This window comes from Pantoea sp. B9002 (assembly GCF_013385945.1).
Taxonomy (GTDB): Bacteria; Pseudomonadota; Gammaproteobacteria; order Enterobacterales; family Enterobacteriaceae; genus Pantoea.
Genome location: NZ_JACAPA010000048.1, coordinates 24,975 through 44,122, shown reverse-complemented (window position 1 = coordinate 44,122; position 19,148 = coordinate 24,975). Strand labels below are relative to the sequence as shown.

General features: G+C 46.7%; 8 protein-coding genes. 2 read left to right on the top strand and 6 right to left on the bottom strand.

Annotation, left to right across the window (positions count from 1 at the left end):
• Positions 1–1,560: Ig-like domain-containing protein (locus tag HX773_RS21315; protein WP_255433290.1), on the bottom strand; the 1,560-nt coding region annotated here is incomplete at its 3' end.
• 342 nt (positions 1,561–1,902) lie between these two features.
• Positions 1,903–7,569 carry an Ig-like domain-containing protein gene (locus HX773_RS26200; protein ID WP_176973213.1) on the bottom strand — a complete coding sequence of 1,889 codons (5,667 nt, stop codon included), beginning with the start codon at positions 7,567–7,569 and terminating at the stop codon, positions 1,903–1,905.
• An 873-nt stretch (positions 7,570–8,442) separates the two neighbouring features.
• On the opposite strand from HX773_RS26200, the gene HX773_RS21305 reads away from it, so the two are divergent.
• Positions 8,443–8,844 carry a hypothetical protein gene (locus HX773_RS21305; protein ID WP_176973212.1) on the top strand — a complete coding sequence of 134 codons (402 nt, stop codon included), beginning with the start codon at positions 8,443–8,445 and terminating at the stop codon, positions 8,842–8,844.
• Positions 8,845–9,327: 483 nt separating this feature from the next.
• Positions 9,328–10,557: an Ig-like domain-containing protein gene (locus HX773_RS21300; RefSeq protein WP_176973211.1), complete on the top strand. Its 1,230-nt coding sequence runs from the start codon at positions 9,328–9,330 to the stop codon at positions 10,555–10,557.
• 184 nt (positions 10,558–10,741) lie between these two features.
• Here HX773_RS21300 and HX773_RS21295 read toward each other — a convergent pair whose 3' ends face one another.
• The 4 genes from HX773_RS21295 to HX773_RS21280 form a co-directional block, all read right to left on the bottom strand.
• Entirely contained in the window at positions 10,742–11,134 is a 393-nt protein-coding gene (locus HX773_RS21295) for a response regulator transcription factor (RefSeq protein ID WP_176973210.1), read from the bottom strand.
• A gap of 153 nt (positions 11,135–11,287) precedes the next feature.
• Positions 11,288–11,914 carry a response regulator transcription factor gene (locus tag HX773_RS21290; RefSeq protein WP_176973209.1) on the bottom strand — a complete coding sequence of 209 codons (627 nt, stop codon included), beginning with the start codon at positions 11,912–11,914 and terminating at the stop codon, positions 11,288–11,290.
• A 132-nt stretch (positions 11,915–12,046) separates the two neighbouring features.
• Entirely contained in the window at positions 12,047–15,670 is a 3,624-nt protein-coding gene (locus tag HX773_RS21285) for a transporter substrate-binding domain-containing protein (protein WP_176973208.1), read from the bottom strand.
• A 145-nt stretch (positions 15,671–15,815) separates the two neighbouring features.
• Positions 15,816–19,058 (bottom strand): transporter substrate-binding domain-containing protein, encoded by a 3,243-nt coding sequence (locus HX773_RS21280; RefSeq protein ID WP_176973207.1) that lies wholly within the window; start codon positions 19,056–19,058, stop codon positions 15,816–15,818.
• Positions 19,059–19,148: the final 90 nt, after the last annotated feature.

Here is a 19,148-nt window from a genome sequence, read left to right as displayed (position 1 = left end):
GTTGTCGTAGGCCTGGATAATGGTCACCGGCACGTCGGCCGCGGCTTCCACGGTGATGTGGAACGGGCTGCTCGCCTGGGTCCCGGCGCGGGCGATGACGGCGTGGGTGCCGCTGGCCAGCTCGGCGGTGATTTCCAGGCTCCAGCGGCCGCTGGCGTTAGCGCGCACGCTTCCCAGCACCGTATCGCCCGCGAACAGGGTAACGAGCTGGCCGGCGCCGGCGGTGCCGGAGAAGGTCGGACGGGTGTCGTCGGTTTTGCCGCTGCCGTTGTTCAGGTACTGCGCCGTGCCGACGTTGTCGTAGGCCTGGATAATGGTCACCGGCACGTCGGCCGCCGTTTCCACGGTGATGCGGAAGGGGCTGCTCACCTGAGTTTCGGTGCGGGCGATGACATTCTGCGTGCCCGTCATCAGTTCGGTAGTGATCTCCAGGTTCCACTGGCCGCTGGCGTTAGCGCGCACGCTGCCCAGCACCGTTTCGCCCGCGTACAGGGTAACGAGCTGGCCTGCGCCGGCGCTGCCATAGAAGGTCGGACGCGTGTCATCCGTCTTAACATTGGACTGGTTATAAATGTACTGCTGCTGGGCACCCACGTTATCGTAGGCATAGCTAATGTTCACGGGCACGTCGGCTGGAGCTTCCACGGTAATCCGGAACGGGCTACTAGACTGAGAGCTGGTGCTCGCGGTCACGATGTGGGTGCCGCTGGTCAGTTCGGTAGCGCTCTCCAGACTCCAGCTGCCGGACGCGTCAGCACGCACGCTACCAAGCAAAATATCGCCGGCATACAGGGTCACAATCTCACCCGCACCGGCCTGGCCGATGAAGGTGGGGCGGGTGTCGTCGGTTTTGCCGCTGCCATTCGTCAGGTTCTGCTGGTAACCGACGTTATCATGGGCGTGACTGATGGTGACAGGGATACTCTCCGGCACCAAAATAGTAATGTTATAGGGATTACTTTCTTGTATTGCCGTATGTGCAGTAACGTGATTGAGACCGCCTGGCAGATCAGTCGTGATTTCAAAACTCCATATTCCATTTGCGTCGGCCTGTACGCTTCCTAGCAGGATATCACCGGCCTGCAGAGTTACAATCTGACCTGCACCTGCTCTGCCGCCAAAGATTGGTCGCGTGTCATAAGTTCTGGCATTACTGGTCTGAAGACCATTATTATTTCCATCGACAGTGCCTTCCCGAGCAAAATCAATGGCGACAGGCACTCCAGCCGTCAAATCTAAGATATTTACCCCCTGACTAACCTGTGAGGCCGTTCGGGCTGTAATGAGGGTGTTGTCGATACTTAAAGCCGCATTGATTTCAAGTTTCCACTGACCATTTTGGTCCACCACTGTACTTCCGATAACTGCGTCTCCGCGATATAGCGTAACTATTTCACCTGTGGATCCCGTACCGGAAAGTGTGGGTGGTTTTTTACCGATAGGTATGAATCCGTTTGGCACTGAGGGCGGAGTAACATTGTAGTAAGCCTCAATGACAAGTGCTTTTTCATTAGAGTTATTGGATATGCCGCTGGAATATGTGTTGTCAGTTTTTTGCATCTTGATATCCTTTTGATAAAGTGAAAAGTTTATAATTAATTAAGGGGCATTCCCAACGAGAAGCTTCTTGTAAATATCGAATTATCATTTTTTTGCTTGATTTTCACCTCATGCCTACACCGTAAAAATATCACCATATAGATTTTAGTGGTTTATTTTTCTGTGGGTTAGGTGTGTTCGAACCAATTAAATTTTAGCTTGGCGTAGGGTTTCTTAAAGGCTGTTTTTTATTTTCAAAGTGAAATGCAATGAGTAAAGACGCATGAATAAAAATTCAGTCTTTATCTGTTGCTCATCCGCATTGAAAATGAGGGTGGCATATTCCACCCTCAATATTAACCGTTAAATACCATTGACCAGATAGTTCTGTTCCTCTTGACTTAGCAAGTTCAATGGACGGGATTGGACGTCAAGAATAACTGCACCTTCACTCTGATAGTGCATATCGGCTTCGTTGATTGACAGTACGAGGTTCTCTTCAAACGGCAGATGTGGCAATTCATTGAACAACGACATATTGCTATCAATCAAAATATCAGTCATTGAACTCTGCATCGACGAAATGTTAACAACAATGGTATCACTGGTGCTATCGCCACTGCTGGCAACAATTTCAAAGGTTGAGCCTAAAACATTATCAATGACCAGGAAGTCAGGCGTTTGTTGCCATTTTCCTTCTTCACTGGCATAAACACTTGAATGGTAGCTCCAGCTTTCTGTGGTAAACGTCAATTCAACCAGAGAAAACGGCGCAGCGGTACCGGAAAGCGTTGGAATTGCAGACACGGTGTCGCCATTTCCAATTGTCTCTTCATTATCTGAATCGTTCAGAATGAGCGTTACCGCCGTCACTTCACTCGCCACAATAACGACAAACCCTTCACTCTGATGTGTTTCCGTCCTGGCTACGATGTCATTGAAACCGATAGCCAGATCATGGGTGATTTCAACAAACCATTCGCCATTCGCATTTGCCTGCACGCTACCCAGAATTTTTTCACCAGAATAGAGGGTGACAATCTGATTTTCGCCTGCCATACCGTAGAACGTAGGACGCGTATCGTCGGTAATGCCGCGGTGATTACCCAGATACTGTTCGTTGTTCACGTTGTCATAAGCGGTCGCAATGGTAACAGGAGTGTCTTTAAACTCTGCCTCATCAACCGATTCAACAGGTGGTACGATATAAGCAGGATCGATTCTGACAGTGACAGGATCGCTGGTTTCACCGTTCACAACTACGCGAATTTCGTAATCCCGAGCCACACCTCTTGGCAGTTGACGATCAGATGACCATTCGCCATTTTCATTTGCCGTGAGAACTTGAAGAATTAACGAACCTTGAGTATTTCCCGGTAAGTTAAACGTAAGCGTGATCTCAGCAAAAGGAGCGGCAATACCTGAGAAGATTGGGGTAGTGCGAGATGTACTCCCTTCTTGCAGCAGTTCACCGTTCAAAGGATCCCTCATTTCAGCGATTACCGGCTTAACTACAGGGCTTGTTTCTGATACCGGAATCTCAGGCTCAACGGGTGGCTGTGCAGCCTCAATGTGGAGAACGAATTCAGCGCTCTGCTGTGAAACGGTCTTCGCAATGATCGCGTGGCTGCCCGGTACGAGGTCAGAGTCAATTTCCATTACCCATACGCCACGATAGTTTGCCTGCACACTACCCAGCACAAGATCACCGGTATACAAGGTTACAATCTGATTGGCACCGGCGAAGCCTGTGAAGCTAGGGCGGACGTCATCTGATGTGCTGTGATGACTTATTGCACCCTGATATTCTCCGACGTCATCGTAGCCATGACTGATGCTCACTGGCACTTGATCAGGCGCAATAACGTTGACAAAGAAAGCATCACTTTCCCGGTTTTCAGTACGAGCGATCACGGCATTCGCACCACCGGTTAATTCGGTGGATATCTCCAATGACCACCTGCCAGTACTATTTGCCTGTACGCTGCCCAATACGATTTCACCGTCATAGAGTGTCACTATCTGACCTGCGCCTGCACGACCTGTGAATGTAGGTCGAGTATCAAACGTTTCACCGATACCATTTTCAAGATCCTGGTAATTAAGGCTATCAAAGGCTCTTTCGATAGTAACAGGCTCGTAGCCTGGTAATTCAATCAGAATGTCGAATACGCTGCTCGACTGTGTCGAGGTGCGAGCAACCACGTGATGTTCGCCCATTGGCAGTTCATAGGTGATTTCAAGACTCCAGTTGCCGCGTAAGTCAGCCAAAATGCTACCCAGTACCACTTCGCCGGAGTAAAGCGTTACAAGCTGGCCTGCGCCTGCACGACCAATGAAGGTAGGACGAGTATCATCCGTTTTACCAACACCACTCTCCAGATACTGTCGCGCACCGACATTGTCGTAGGCTTCTATGATCGTAATTGGTACATCGGCAGGCGACTCAACGTTCACGTCAAACGTTGCGCTTTCGCGGAATTCGGTGCGTGCTGTGATGGTGTTGTAGCCGCTGTTCAGATCAGTTGTGATCTCCAGACTCCAACTGCCGTTCGCTCCTGCCAGCACGCTGCCAAGCACATTCTCACCGCTGTACAAGGTCACTAACTGACCCGCTCCGGCGGTGCCGTAGAAGGTCGGTCGGGTGTCGTCAGTTGTGCCCCTTCCGCTGTAAAGGTACTGGCTTTGGCCGACGTTATCGTAAGCGTAGGTGATGGTTACCGGCACATCGGCGGCGGTCTCCACGTTAACCGTAAACGTGGCGCTTTCGCGGAACTCGGTGCGTGCGATGATGGAGTTAATACCGCTGCTCAGGTTGGCAGTGACCTCCAGACTCCAGTCTCCGTACATTCCCGCCTGCACGCTGCCCAGCACGTTGTCACCGGCATACAGGGTGACGATCTGGCCCGCGCCGGCGGTGCCGTAGAAGGTCGGTCGGGTGTCGTCAGTTGTGCCCCTTCCGCTGTAAAGGTACTGGCTTTGGCCGACGTTATCGTAAGCGTAGGTGATGGTTACCGGCACATCGGCGGCGGTCTCCACGTTAACCGTAAACGTGGCGCTTTCCTGGAACTCGGTGCGTGCGCTGACGTAGTTATAGCCGCTGCTCAGGTCGGTGGTGATCTCCAGGCTCCAGAAGCCGTTCTCGTCAGCCTGCACGCTGCCGAGCACGGTGTCGGCGGCGTAGAGAGTAACGAGCTGGCCGGCTCCGGCGGTGCCATAGAAGGTCGGACGAGCGTCGTCAGTTTTGCTACCAAAAGAGTCCAGATACTGATGCTGGCCGACGTTATCGTAAGCGTAGGTGATGGTTACCGGCACATCGGCGGCGGTCTCCACGTTAACCGTAAACGTGGCGCTTTCCTGGAACTCGGTGCGTGCGCTGACGTAGTTATAGCCGCTGCTCAGGTCGGTGGTGATCTCCAGGCTCCAGAAGCCGTTCTCGTCAGCCTGCACGCTGCCGAGCACGGTGTCGGCGGCGTAGAGAGTAACGAGCTGGCCGGCTCCGGCGGTGCCATAGAAGGTTGGACGGGCGTCGTCAGTTTTGCTGCCGAAAGAGTCCAGATACTGATGCTGGCCGACATTATCGTAAGCGTAATCGATAAATACCGGTTGTTCGGCAGGCAGCTCAATGTTGACCACAAAGGCAGTGCTTTCCTGCGTCTCAGTGCGGGCGATCACGTTGTTAGCGCCGATCGGCAGGTCTGTAGTAATTTCCAGACTCCATCTACCGCTCGCGCCAGTCTGTACGCTGCCAAGTACGATATCTCCAGAATACAAGAAGACAACCTGGCCCACACCGGCATGACCGTTGAATGTAGGCCGAGTGTCGTCGGTTGTATCGTTAGCATTGAGTTGTCCCTGATGTTCGCCTACGTTATCGTGAGCGCTGAGGATAGTGACGGAAACATCGGCGGATAAACTCACGTTTATGATGAACGCAGCACTTTCGCCTGAATGAGTTTGTGCCGTTATCGTGTTTATGCCGCTTTCAAGCTCAGTGCTGATTTCCAGGGACCAATGACCTCTGGCATCAGCCTGCGTGCTGCCGAGCGCAATATCCCCGGAGTACAGCGTGACAATCTCAAATCCACCAGCACGGCCACTGAATGTGGGACGTGTGTCATCAGTACTTCCCGCACCACTCGAGAGGATTTGCTGCGAACCGACATTATCCCAGACTTCTGTGATGAAGACTTCTGCAGGCACTACGGTGATGTTAAAGGGTTGGCTGTCTACGCCATTGACGCGGGCAATCACATCATGGGTACCAGAAGGCAGATCGGTGGTAATTTCCAGATTCCATCGGCCAGCGCTGTCGGCTTGCACACTACCAAGAATAATCGACCCAGCGTAAAGGGTTACAATGTGGCCAGGCGTTGCAGCTCCGTAGAATTGTGGGCGGCTGTCATCAGTGCTTCCGACGCCACTGTCCAAAAACTTGGCTCTATTAACATTATCGTATGCGTCGGTAATGGTCACAGGCCTTTCCTCAATCCACTCAACGTTGAGGACAAAAGGGGTACTTCCACGATGGCTGGTGCGGGCAACAACGGAATGGATGCCGTTGGGCAGATCGGTCGTAATTTCCAGGCTCCAGCGCCCCTCGGTATTAGCGCGCACGCTGCCGAGTACAAGGTCACCAGAATAAAGCGTGACGAGCTGGTTTACACCAGCCTCACCGCTGAACGTAGGACGACGGTCATCAGTTTTCTGCAAGTAACTGTTGGTCAGCTGCTGCTCAACACCATAGTTGTCGTAGGCCGCGTCGATAGTAACAAAGGCATTAGGATCATATTCAACGGTGATAGCGAACGGACTACTTTCACTGTGCTCAGTTCGGGCGACGATCTCATGAGTGCCTTCGGACAGCTCGGTAGGGATTTCCAGGCTCCAACGGCCATTAGCATCGGCTTGAATACTTCCAAGCAGCTTTTCACCGGCATACAAGGTAACGATTTGATCGATACCGGCGCGTCCACTGAACGTTGGACGGACGTCATCCGTTTTACCTTGGCCACTGAACAGAATCTGGAGAACATTAATATTATCAAAGGCTGTTTCAATTGTTACTGGGGCAATATCAGAGGACTGGACGTTATAGATAAACGACTGGCTCTGCTGAGTTTCCGTACGAGCCATAATGGTGTTAATGCCATCGGGTAAGTCTGACGTTAATTCAATACTCCAACTGCCATCCGCTTCCGTTTGTACGCTACCCAGAATAATATCACCTGCTGAAAGTATGACTATTTCCCCCACGCCTGCCGTGCCTGTGAAGGCTGGTCGAACAACATGATTAACGCCATCACCTGAAGGCAGATATTGCACCGTGCCATCGTCCAGCGTGGTGTAAGCGGTTTGAATCACAACAGGTTGGTTAGCAGTTGATTCAACGGTGAAATTGAATTCCTTGCTTTCCTGGGTGGCGGTTTTTGCCGTTACGGTATAATCACCCAGCGTCAATTCCTCGCTGAGTTCAAGGCTCCATATACCATTGATGGCAGTTTCTACGCTCCCCATCATCTGGCCGTTGACATAAATAGCGACGATCTCGCCTACACCCGCTCGGCCAGTGAAAATCGGGCTCTTATCGTCCGTTGTCCCGTTATTTTCAATTACGCCAGGCTGGCCATAATCATCATTTACAACGGCTATGGTTAACGGGACATCGGCCGCCAGTTGCACATAGACCTCAAAGAAATTGCTGGCCATTGATGAGGTACGGGCGAGTACTTCATTGCTGCCACTTTGTAGGTCATGAGTAATTTCGAATTCCCATTGCCCCAGCGCATTTACCGTGACAGAGCCCAGAGTCTGATTGCCAGAATAGAGGGTGACGACTTCACCTGCTGGCCCCCAGCCAGAGAAAGTAGGGCGAGCGTCGTCCGTTACCGAGACGCCACTTGCTAAATATTGTGTTTTGCCAACATTGTCGTAAGCGTTATTGATTGAAAGTGGATACTGCGTGGGATCGGTTGACGTTGTGCGAGCCGACGTCTGTTTGACAGACGAATCAGGTGAATTTTTTTTCACTTTAAATACCTTTCTTTATTTATTTGAATCTTGAGTATCGATTTATGGCACGGCGCTATCCATAAGCCATTTCTCGATTGTTCTAAGGTGTTCTTAAATGTTTAACTTATTGCATAAATGGTTATGTCTTTAATATTCCTTACGGACAGCAAAGAGATAATGTCAATTATAATATGTTCAAGGATTATTTATAAATTACAGGTTCTTGTCGTAGGGGTAATCTTGCGGGCTTTTAAAGTTCAGGTAATGAAGGAATAGCGATATTAGTCGATTTCTTTTCAGATTTTCTCTTTATCCAATTGATAGTTAAAGGTATTTTTTTGTCCCTCCATGAGTTCTGTATGTCAGTATGAATATCAATTTAATATTTGTGTTCATTATTGATTTCAGCAAGCATGATGGTATTAATCAAAAAAAGTCTCTTTGTAGGATAATAGTTAACAAAATTGTGAATGTTTGCAGGTGATTATGCTAACGATTTTTATGAACACCAATCTCACTAATACAGAAAAGTTGTTAAGGAAAATTCATGTTTAATTTCTGATGCTGAACATTATTGACCTTATATCTTAAGCAAGACATCTCTACGTAACGCTGGGCAGCAAACCTTTAAATGATTTTGTATGATTTTATCCCTGACAAGAGCCCGCAACATAAACTGGATTTTTCCAATCCGTTAATGGGTCAATATTGCATTTTTAGGTGTTCTCAGACTCTGTCATCTAAATCCTACTCTTTCCGCAAATCAAGAAATGTCTTGTCTGTGTTTCGATAAGAAATGTCCTATTATCTGCGCCAGATTTGCCGATGTGTGTCAACTCAGTAGGGCACTTATCAATTTATTTTTAATTTATCAACTTACATGGTCATCATATGAAAACGATTTTCTCAGCAGTCACTGTCACATTGTTATTATCTGGTTGTGTTGCATCTAATAAGCCAGTAGCAAATAGCGTTATTACATCTGCAATCACGCCGCAAGTGACTGCTGCGCAAACCAACGCGAGTGCAAATATGGTTCAAGACTCTGCATCTCGTTTAATTCAGTGCCGTAAAGAACTGGATGCGATGCAGTCTTACAACCCACCAAAATATCAAAGCTATAAATCAGAATTTGATAAAACAGCAAGTCATTTGAAAAAATATCTCGAGGTAAAAGGCGGTATTGGTAATGACATTAACGAACTGGCCATGCCAAAGTACCAATTTGCCATTCGTGACGTATGCTTCCGCATCAAGACTGATCTGGCGACGAGTATTGTTAAAACGGTCTAATTCTCGTAATTGCGTACTGCAAAGTATTTCATCCTGATTAAGGATGATTATTTTAGACGTTATCCGCTATAAATTTAATTTTGAATATAAGATCAATCAACGCCACTTATTTCGACTAAAAATTCTGGTAAAATTATGTTTTTAAGGAATAACTTATTGGTTAAGTGGCAAAACCAGATTGAAAAACTTACTCAATTATATTTATTGTCTTATGGTGATAAAAAATCATAGCCTTGGCATGTCAAAATCATTTCTTTAGTGAGTAAGGCAAGCTAATTATCACACATATATAAAGCCATTATAATGATATTAGATCTGAACTTGATTCTTCTTGTCTTATCATAAATATTCGAGAAGCTTCTCGTGGCGATTTTTTAGTCACCAGGTCAGGATTGTCTGCTGCTGGCGAACGCATTATATCGGCTCCAAATTATGGGTAATACCCTATATAAACATCTTTCGCGGTATATGAGGACATCCTGAATGAACTACCCGAAATCAAATCTGCTTAACGTCGCTGATGGACATTCAGATAGCGATGCTGCCGAAATGCCTGCCGATGCGCGTCAGGAGAAAACAAAAGAGGGGCTGGGGCAGAATCTGGATCTGCGCGGTCAAGCTTACATAGAATATAACTATTTACAGCAGACCGGCATGACGACGCTCAACGGTCTGGTTGTACATGGTGCAGCCTGTGCATCGTTATTAGCACTGGGAAATATGGCGGCAGTGGGGCTAGAAACCAGTCATGAAATTCTGACGGCACCCACAACACCGATCATTCCACAACCGGATTCCTTCGTCGTTAAGTCAATGAACGCTGAATCGGTGCCTGCGGTTAAGCAGGAGAATCATTCAGCGAGCCATGCAGATGTGCTAATGCAGCCATCTGAGTTAAGTTCGCTCATTGAATCCCCGGTTCCTATCTTGTTAAGCCATGAACACCCATTGGTAGAGAACGCGGATAAATTTATTGATCTCACGCCGGAAATGATGAGCGCTATATCGCTCAATGATATTCAGCAAAGTGCTCATACCTACACCGAATATGTCAGTGAATTCAGGATTGATATTCGGGATAAAAACGGAAAGTCGGTGCTGGATACCACCACGGATGATAACCAACCCATTCTAGCGGGTAATGCACAGCCCTTTAGTCTGATTGAAGTTTTCAATCATGACGGCAAACTTGTCGCTACCACAGCGGTAGACAACCAGGGTCAATGGCGGATTAATTTCCCGCAAACGCTGCCTGACGGCCAGTATGAGTTTACACTTTACAACACTGATCCTACAGATAATAACACGTTAGGTACGAATAAAATTCGTCTGGAAATTTCAACGGAAAACGCCATCAACATTGAGGCGGAACCACCATTATTTAGTGTGATCCCAATGAATGAAAATGGTGATTTGGTTAATCTTACGCGTATATTTACCACTGTAGAACCAGTTAAAATTAAGCCAGTTAATATTGATTTAAGTGAATTGATTTATAATGACGCAAATGAACTTTTCATGGTTTCGCCTGACAGTTTGTACCTTGAAGAACTCAATACGTCGGACCTGGACATCCTGCAGATTTCCGAAGGAGGTATCCTTAACTGGGTTGAAAGTGATGCGAGTCTACAAAATGGCTCTGAATATAATCTCAAAGATGTAATGCTTGACCTGAATATAATTGTCCCAAATCCATACGATACTGATTACTAATCATTAGCCATAACTATTTTCTAATATTTAATACTTAGTGAATTTTTATGGCTTTTTTTGTTGAGTTTGTAATTCAATGAATAGAGGTAATTAATTATTGGGGTAGATAGTATGAAAATAAATTTTAGATAAGGTGGTAACTGTTAATGCTATTTATATCTTCTCGCATTTTTCACTCCCTAAATTAAATCGCATTCCTTTGTTTATATTCGCCATTTTTAACATTTGGCAGTAACCATTCGAAAATTTTTTCTGGTGCTTGACTCTTTTTCATATAGCCTACAATTCCAGAATTCATCCAGATGTCCTGATGAATGTTATGCTCGCACTCACTGAGTGCAATTATTTTACTGTTAATCTCATGCTGAACTACAAATTGTAGTATTGCATGAGTCTCTAAAGGAAATTGATAACAGTCAATAATAATAAATGCAGGTTCTTGCAACTTCACCTTATCATAAAAATCGTTATCAATCTTCGTCATACCTGCAGTGTGAAAGCCCCGAGACTCAAAAAGCATGCCGTAGCCGTGTAGCATAATAGGATGCTTATCAATTAAAAATATATTATTGTTCATTTAATTTTTTAAGTTGGTGTTGATAAATAAATTCCACAGCCTTTCGACTTATGATGAGATGGTATTTAAATTAGTAGTCAACTTTTTATAATCAATGCCATTGGCGGTCAAGACTTTACGAGTAATATCATTCCATTTTCTAGTTACTATAATTTAGGGGATTTCATGCATGCGTGCAATATCTACCGCTTCAATGAGGCTACGAGCACCCAACTTTTCCAGTAAACGCTGCTTGTAAGTGCTGATAGTCTTATCACTTAAATTTAAATCAACAGATATTTCTTTATTAGACATGCCAGCAGATAATTTTTTTAATACCACCTGCTCGCGTTCTGTCAGGTTATCAACGATATATTTATCGAATTTTTTTATGCCACGAAGTTTACAACGCATATTCAGCGTAGGGTAATAAATTAATCCCTGGTTCATTGCATGCATGGCATTAATGATTTCATCAGGTTCAAGCTTCTTAGGAATGTAAGCTTTAATACCGAGTAACAAGCATTCCCTCTGATAGAAAAGATTATCATGTTCAGTAAATACAATGGTGCGAGAGATAAGCTGTAAGGTGTCTAGAACCCGGCTGATCTCGGCGCTATTCATGTCGACCCGATGAATATCCATAATGATGAACTTAGGTTGCGTACGGATTATCGTGTCATAGATATCACCACTTTGGCCGTAGGCATCAATCAAATGATAGCCATGATAATGGCAGAGTCGACGTATGCCTTGATAAATCAATGGATGCTTGTCAACCAGTACTATATTTTTTTGCATAATTAATCCTTGGTGCCTTTCTCAGTCGGCAGCATAACGTGATGTCCCAGTGGTTATAGTATGCAAGAAAATTATCCTCACGCTGCCAAGACATTTCTTCAAAACCAATAATCAACTGGTTAAATGTAAGATTTAACACTCATATTCCCGTTCCAGGTTGAAGGCGATATCCCTGACTTCATCAATGCAAGAGACAAGCAAGCTTTCAATAATATCCCACTGTTCGCTTGCCGAAAAACGCTCAATATCAGAGCATAAATGTCCTAATTTCTCCGCTTTGATCATTCGCGCGGTGCCTAACAAACGGTGTGCACAGTCTTTTGTCTGCTGAGGATTTTTTGACGAAATTGCTGCTTGTAATTGCTTAATGTCTTGATCATTACTTACCAATAACGTTTCACTAAGATCTCTTATGGCACTTGAGCTTAAATTGGGCATGCGACTGAAGAAGAATGTTTTTACGTCCCCCTCTTTCGCTGGGATCGCATTATCGGTTAAATTCTCAACAGCAAGATGCGCTTTGAGCGCCTCTAATGATAAAGGTTTAATCAGGCAGGCTGTCATACCTGCCGCTTTCCCACGCTCAACCACTTCGTGTTCAGCCATCGCAGTAAGCCCATACATGGGGCGACGAGGTAATTTCTTTTCCTGCTCTTTATTACGCAGCTGTTTTATTAGCTCAAAACCATCCATGCCTGGCATATTGCAATCGCTGATGACCATATCGAATGGCGGTTTGGCGAGGTTCCAGCGGATAAGCGCCTGGTGGGCATCTTCTACCGCGACTGCATTATGACCGATGTATTCTAACTGCTGGCAAAGCACCAACCTGTTAGGGGCGTTGTCATCAACAACCAGGATATTTAAAGCCCGCTGGTTCGTTTCAGGATCCACGCTGGCATCGCTGATGTTCTCAGGACAGTGGCTCTCTGCATAAAAATCGAAAATAAAACTCGCCCCCACGCCGGGTTGACTTTCAACGGTTAATTCCCCATTGAGCTTATTCGCGAGTTGACGACAAATACTTAACCCTAGCCCGGTACCCTCTGCATTCGTTCTGCCATCTTCCACCTGGACAAATGGCTCAAAAATCGCCTGCTGCTGATATTCAGTTAAGCCTGGCCCGGTGTCTGTCACGCGTAAAATATAGTGTTTCAGCCCCTGACGACGTGAATCACGCTGTTGAAGGCATACTTCCACCTTTCCTCGTTCAGTGAACTTTATGGCATTACTCAGTAGATTGGCCACAATCTGATTAAACATTGTTTGGTCGGAAAGGATGTCATTATCAGTAGTATCGCAGTGATAGCTCAGCGTTAATTGTTTTTGCATAGCGAGATGATTAAACAGCGTCAGCTGAGACTGAATTGCATCCCGCAGGGAAATCGGTTTGGTTTTAATGTTGTGTGTACCCGACTCAATCTTTGCCATATCAAGAATATTGCCTACCAGAGCAAGCAGCGATTGAGAAGCTTGCCAGGCCACAGCAATATTATGAGCGCGTTTCGCAGGTGCGGATTTCTGACGATGCTCCAGCTCTAACAACCCAATTAATGCGTTTAACGGCGTTCTGATCTCATGGCTCATTTGGGCGAGAAAAATGGTTTTTGAAACAGCGGCTTTTTCCGCCACCTTTTTTGCCTGCTTAAGTTCCGTTAGTAATTGCTCACGTTCTGTAATATCAATAAATCCACCGATAATGCCATTGATTTCACCTCGGTGATCGCGATAGGGCAGGGACCAATGATAAACCTGCGACACTTTGCCATCATTGGTTGTCATCGAAAGCTGGGTAAATAATGGTGCTTTAGACTGCAAAGTTTTTTGATAAAGCCGCTGAAATGCCTTCGTTGAGGCCGCGCTAATAATGCCAGATTCGGCGAGGCTTTTATCTTTCACCGTTTCTAGTTTGGTATTAAAAAACTGCAAATAGGTATTATTGCACTGTAGCATTTTCCAACGCAGATCCCGGACATACAGCGCCACGGGTGAATCATCAATTAAAGTGCGAATAAAACGTAATTGATCTTCTAACTGCTGTTCATAACGCCTACGTTCGGCTAATCTGCGGCCTAAATAACGGTTGCGGACAAAGAAGAACATGAGTAGAAGAATAACCAGTCCCGCCACTTTTACCAGGTCACGGCTGTACTTGTCCCAGACGGTGACCTTGGGTGGAGCCTGATAATTCTGCCAGGGCGATAAATCCTGCTGCATCGTTTTAGGTGAAAGATCTAACATGGCTTTATTTAAAATATTCAACAGAATTGGATTTTCACTGCTGACGGCCATAACAAAATTTGCCGGTGCAATGCCGAGTGCATTGGTAATCACCAGCTTATTATAGAACTGCTTATTGATCAGATAGTCTGCTGAAATCTGTGGACTGATAGCGGCATCGGCTTGCTTACGCACTACCTTCAACATGGCATCTGTCAGATTGTGGGTTAACTCGAAATTCACCCGAGGATAGTGCGCTTTAAGGGAGGAATAAAGTCCACTATCATGCGTTAAGGTCACCGTTTTTCCAGCCATTTGAGCCAGGGAAGTAAACTCTCCTCCACGTCCATCAACCACCAGCACCCAAGGAGATATGGCAAAACTACGGCTGTAGCGCATGCCGACCTCGGGTTGCGGTTGTCTTATTACGCTAGCGATAACACCTTGCGCCTGTTTTTCCGGTAGCGATCCTTCATGTAAGCCAGGTGCTGGGGTGACGTGTGAAAATTTAATACCGGTTCGTTCAGCGATTAGCGTGAGTAAGGAGTGGGCATAACCATTCGTAAAACCCCGTTCGTCAACAAAGCTCAGTGGATGCATCGCGCGTGGCAGGATAACCGGGACATTAGGATGTTGGTGGATCCATGCGAGCTCATCTGGATTTAACATCATTGGATTCTTTTTAACCACAAACGATGCGTCCAGGCCCCAGTTATTGATGATGCGGATACGATCCGCCAGCGGCAAGGCTGTGAGAGTGCTTTCAATGGCCTGGAACAGGCCCCGGTTTTCAGACCGAACAGCAAACGAGACATTGGCAGTGGCCGGTAAGGTCTGCAGCATGACCTTGGCCTGCGTCTCAACACCCTGCTTTATGAGAAATCGTGCCGTTGATGCATTCAACCAGAATGCATCGGTGGCTTTATAAGCCAGAGATGCCATCGCTTCACTAAAATAAAGATACGGTTTTAATCGCGCTTCAGGAAAATAGCTTCTTAATGAACGTTGTGTTTCATCATCACCGACAAAAGCTAATTCACTTTTTTTAAAATTGAGCAAGGATTGAGAGTCGAGATTATTCTTGTGCACTACAACCTGATAATCAAGCAAATAAGGTTGCGTGGTAAGATAATTATCAGCCTTCAAATCGGTTGGCGTATAAAATGCAAGCGCATCTACGTCACCCTGATCAAGGCCTTTTTTAGCCTCGGTTAAGGTAGTAAAATGGTAAACCTCAACGCGTTTGTTGAGTGTTTTTGCCAGAATGTTGGCATAGTCCGCCCCAATTCCCTCGTAAGTTTTGCTGTCATATCCCATGTAAATAGGCGGGTGTGGGTTGCCCCAGATGGCTAATTTTATGGTTTTATTATCAATAATCCAGCGTACGCTCTCGCCACTCAGCATTATTTCAGGTGAGGCGATTTGAGTTCTGGCTAATAACTCAACTTGATTTTTTTTTGCATAAGCGGGTACGTTTTCAATTGAGAAAAAAAACACAATAAGCGCCCATGCGAAAGCGTAAATATCCACTCTCACGATGATTATTCCTGGTGGTGACAACGGTATGAGTCAGAGGATTCTTATTCTGTTTGTCGCTCGCGGCAAGTGCAAATCCCCTTTCCGTAATGAAAAGGGCATTATTCGAGAAGAGTCTTGTTCACGTGTGGTTGGAATATAAACGTTAATTGCTGGCGTTTAATGCTGCTTGCAACTGATGTTCAAGTTGTAAGATCACCCCCACACACTGCTGGTAGGCTTCTGACACGGAATTTAAATTACTTTCCTTCGCCGCCGACTCAATTTTCTTGCTAACTTCTTCCAGATCAGACGCGTCAATCAACCGCGCGCCACCCAAAATATTATGTGCCGTAATCGCAATTGCCGGAAAATTAACGGCTGCAATATGCAGTGCGAGTTGTTCAATATCTTTTTGATTCTGTTCAATAATGGTCAACACTAAATCGTCAAAGGCGCGAGGGTTTGAACGGGCGAGTTTATCCAACGTCATGATAGTTGGGCTTTCACTCTGTATGGGGCTTGGCGCATCGACATCTCCGTCGATACGTGCCAGCAAATTTGCAATTTCTATCGGTTTAAATAAGCAATCGGTCATGCCAGAGGCCCGAGCGCGGATGGCGACATCTTGTTCGGCCATCGCGGTTAAACCAAAAATCGGAATGGGAACACGGCCAGCGTTTTGCTCAATATGACGGAGTTTTTTCGTCAGCTCAAATCCGCTCATCTCCGGCATATTGCAATCGGTTATCACCACGTCAAATGGCGTCTGGGTATCAGCCCAGGCCAGCAGCGCTTGCGCACCTGATTCAACCGCGACGCTATGATGACCGGCAAAGGCGATCTGCTGGCTTAGCAACAGACGGTTAGGTGCATGATCATCCACAATCAAAATTCGTTTGAGTGTGTGGGCTGTGCGCGGTATCCCTGCGCGGCTGGACGCCACCGCGGCGGTGTTATGGTTTACTTCGGCGCTAAAACGAAAAATAAACGTTGATCCTTCGCCAGGCTCACTGTCGATACTCAACCGTCCTCCCAGTAAATCCGCCAGGTGACGGCAAATACTGAGGCCAAGTCCGGTTCCCTGATGTCGGGCCCGAGAATCTTCAACCTGGACGAATGGCTCGAAAATCTCGCGTTGCTGCGTCTCACTAAGACCACTGCCAGAATCTGACACTTCAATCACATAGACAGCGCGATTTTCATTAACCTCACCCGACTGGTAAAGGCCCACCTCAATCTCGCCCTGCTCGGTAAATTTAATCGCGTTGCTGAGCAAATTAGACAGGATTTGCTTCAACATAATGGGATCAAACAGAATATCAGGATGTGTAACCTCAAGCGTGGAGGATAACTGCAGATGTTTTTCCTCGGCGCTGTAGCGGAACAGCGTGGTCACACTGTTTAATGTTTCACTGAGCGAAACCGGCACATGCCGCACGGTATAAGAACCTGACTCAATTTTCGCCATATCCAGAATGTCTCCCACCAACATCAGCAGTGATTTGGAGGACTCATAGGCTACCGCGAGGTTGTTCCTGCGTTGTTCTGGCGTGGAGTGGCCGAAGTTTTCCAGTTCAAGTAATCCAATCAGCGCGTTCATTGGCGTACGGATTTCGTGACTCATTTGCGCCAGAAACGTTCCCTTCGAGAGACTGGCCTGTTCTGCCGCTTTTCTGGCGGCCTCAAGCTCAGCCTGCAGACTTTCTAACGCTGCCACATTTTTCTTCAGCATTGCATTGCGCAGCAATATAAATGCCACAATGACCGTAATTAACAGCAGCGCTGCATAAAGATAATATTTATAACGGTCCCATAAGCTTAATGAAGAAAGCGGATGATGCTTTTGCCACTGCACATATTCTCTGACCATATTACGCGGTGGCACTTGTTCAATGGCTTTATTCAGGATGGACAGGAGTTGACTATTGGCGGTATTGACGGCCATCGCCATTCTTACCGGTGGTAAATCCATCACTAGCGCCACTTTAAAAAACCGATCAACAAGGGTGTCATTCAATACATCGGCTACCAGGACTGGAACGATTGCACCATCTGTTTTTCCCGTGAGAATTTTGAAAAAACCGCTAAATGACATTGTGCTTTCAGTGAAATGCACTTGCGGATATGCCGCTTTCAATTCGGCAAGATAATACACCCCAGGATAGACCACGATATTTTTCCCGCCCATATCGGCCAGAGAGGTGATAGTTGGCGCATTATCACGCGTTACCAATACCCAGCGGGAAATAAAATAGGGGGTTGTATAGCGTATATCAGGCTCGTGACGCGCAGAGGCATCGGCGGTGGCAATCACACCGTCATTCTCTTTGATCAGCTTTTGCCGCATATCCACCAGATTATTCATGCGCTCATAGCGGAATTTCACCCCGCTCTGGTTGGCAATGGTATTGAGCAAATTAATGACGATGCCGTGCGCATGGCCTTCGGAATCAACCATTGAGAGAGGCGAGTTGTTATTGTCGAGATAGACCGGGATAACCGGATTATCCCGCAGCCAGGCTTTTTCGCTTTCACTGAGATTTAATATTCCGGTCTGAGGTTCACCGTTAGTGAACTGACGCCAGACCTGATCAAGCTTATTCAATGTTTCCGTTGGGATTTTTTCGAGTGCCGCATTGATGGTATCGATTAATGGCTGATTCTCCGGTCGGGTTAAATAACCCTGCGAGAGGGATGCGCCTACTGAGGCAGGAGTGGTAACCAACGCAGATCGATAAATCTGGTGGTTAATACTTTCCAGCGTACGACGGCTTCCCCACAGCAGCGCATCGGGATTATCTTTCACTATTGCGATAGCCCGATAATAACTGGTCTGGCGCGAGAGAACGGCATCCGGCCAGGCATTGCTTAGCGCCAGGGCGACTTCATCATCGCCAACGTAAAGCAATTGCTTGCCGCGTAACGTCTCGGGTGATGAAGGCTGAACGCCTTTTTGATGGATAAGTACTGCGCTGTCCTGAATAAACGGGATGGAGTAAATGAGGTTGCTATCATGCTCGCCATGTAATGCAGGCCCGCTGAGTAGTTCAACCTCACCCTGCTCAAGCGCGGTAATGGCACTCCGCCGATCGTTATAAACGTAAACCTTAACGGACACATCCAGCATTTTCCCCAATAGCGCAAGATAATCGGCGGATAAACCTTCAAACTCTTTCTGCGGTGCGTAATCCATCATAAAAGGCGGTTGCGCCGGCAGCCACACGCCGACATTCAGGCTCGTATGCGTCTTGAGCCATGCCGCGCCTGATGCAGGCAGAACGATGGGGGCGACGACGGCTGAAACGCGCTCGGCCAAATGCACCGGTTGTCCTGCAGCATGCGCCAGCGCTGTAAGACAAATCATTGCTATGAACATAATCAGTCTGGTCAATCGATGTAATAGCAAAAAACGTTCCTTATGCTGAGCGTCGCGTAAATACGACATTTTTAGAAGGTAAAATCAATATAACAGTATAAATATTATGGGGTTATTTCC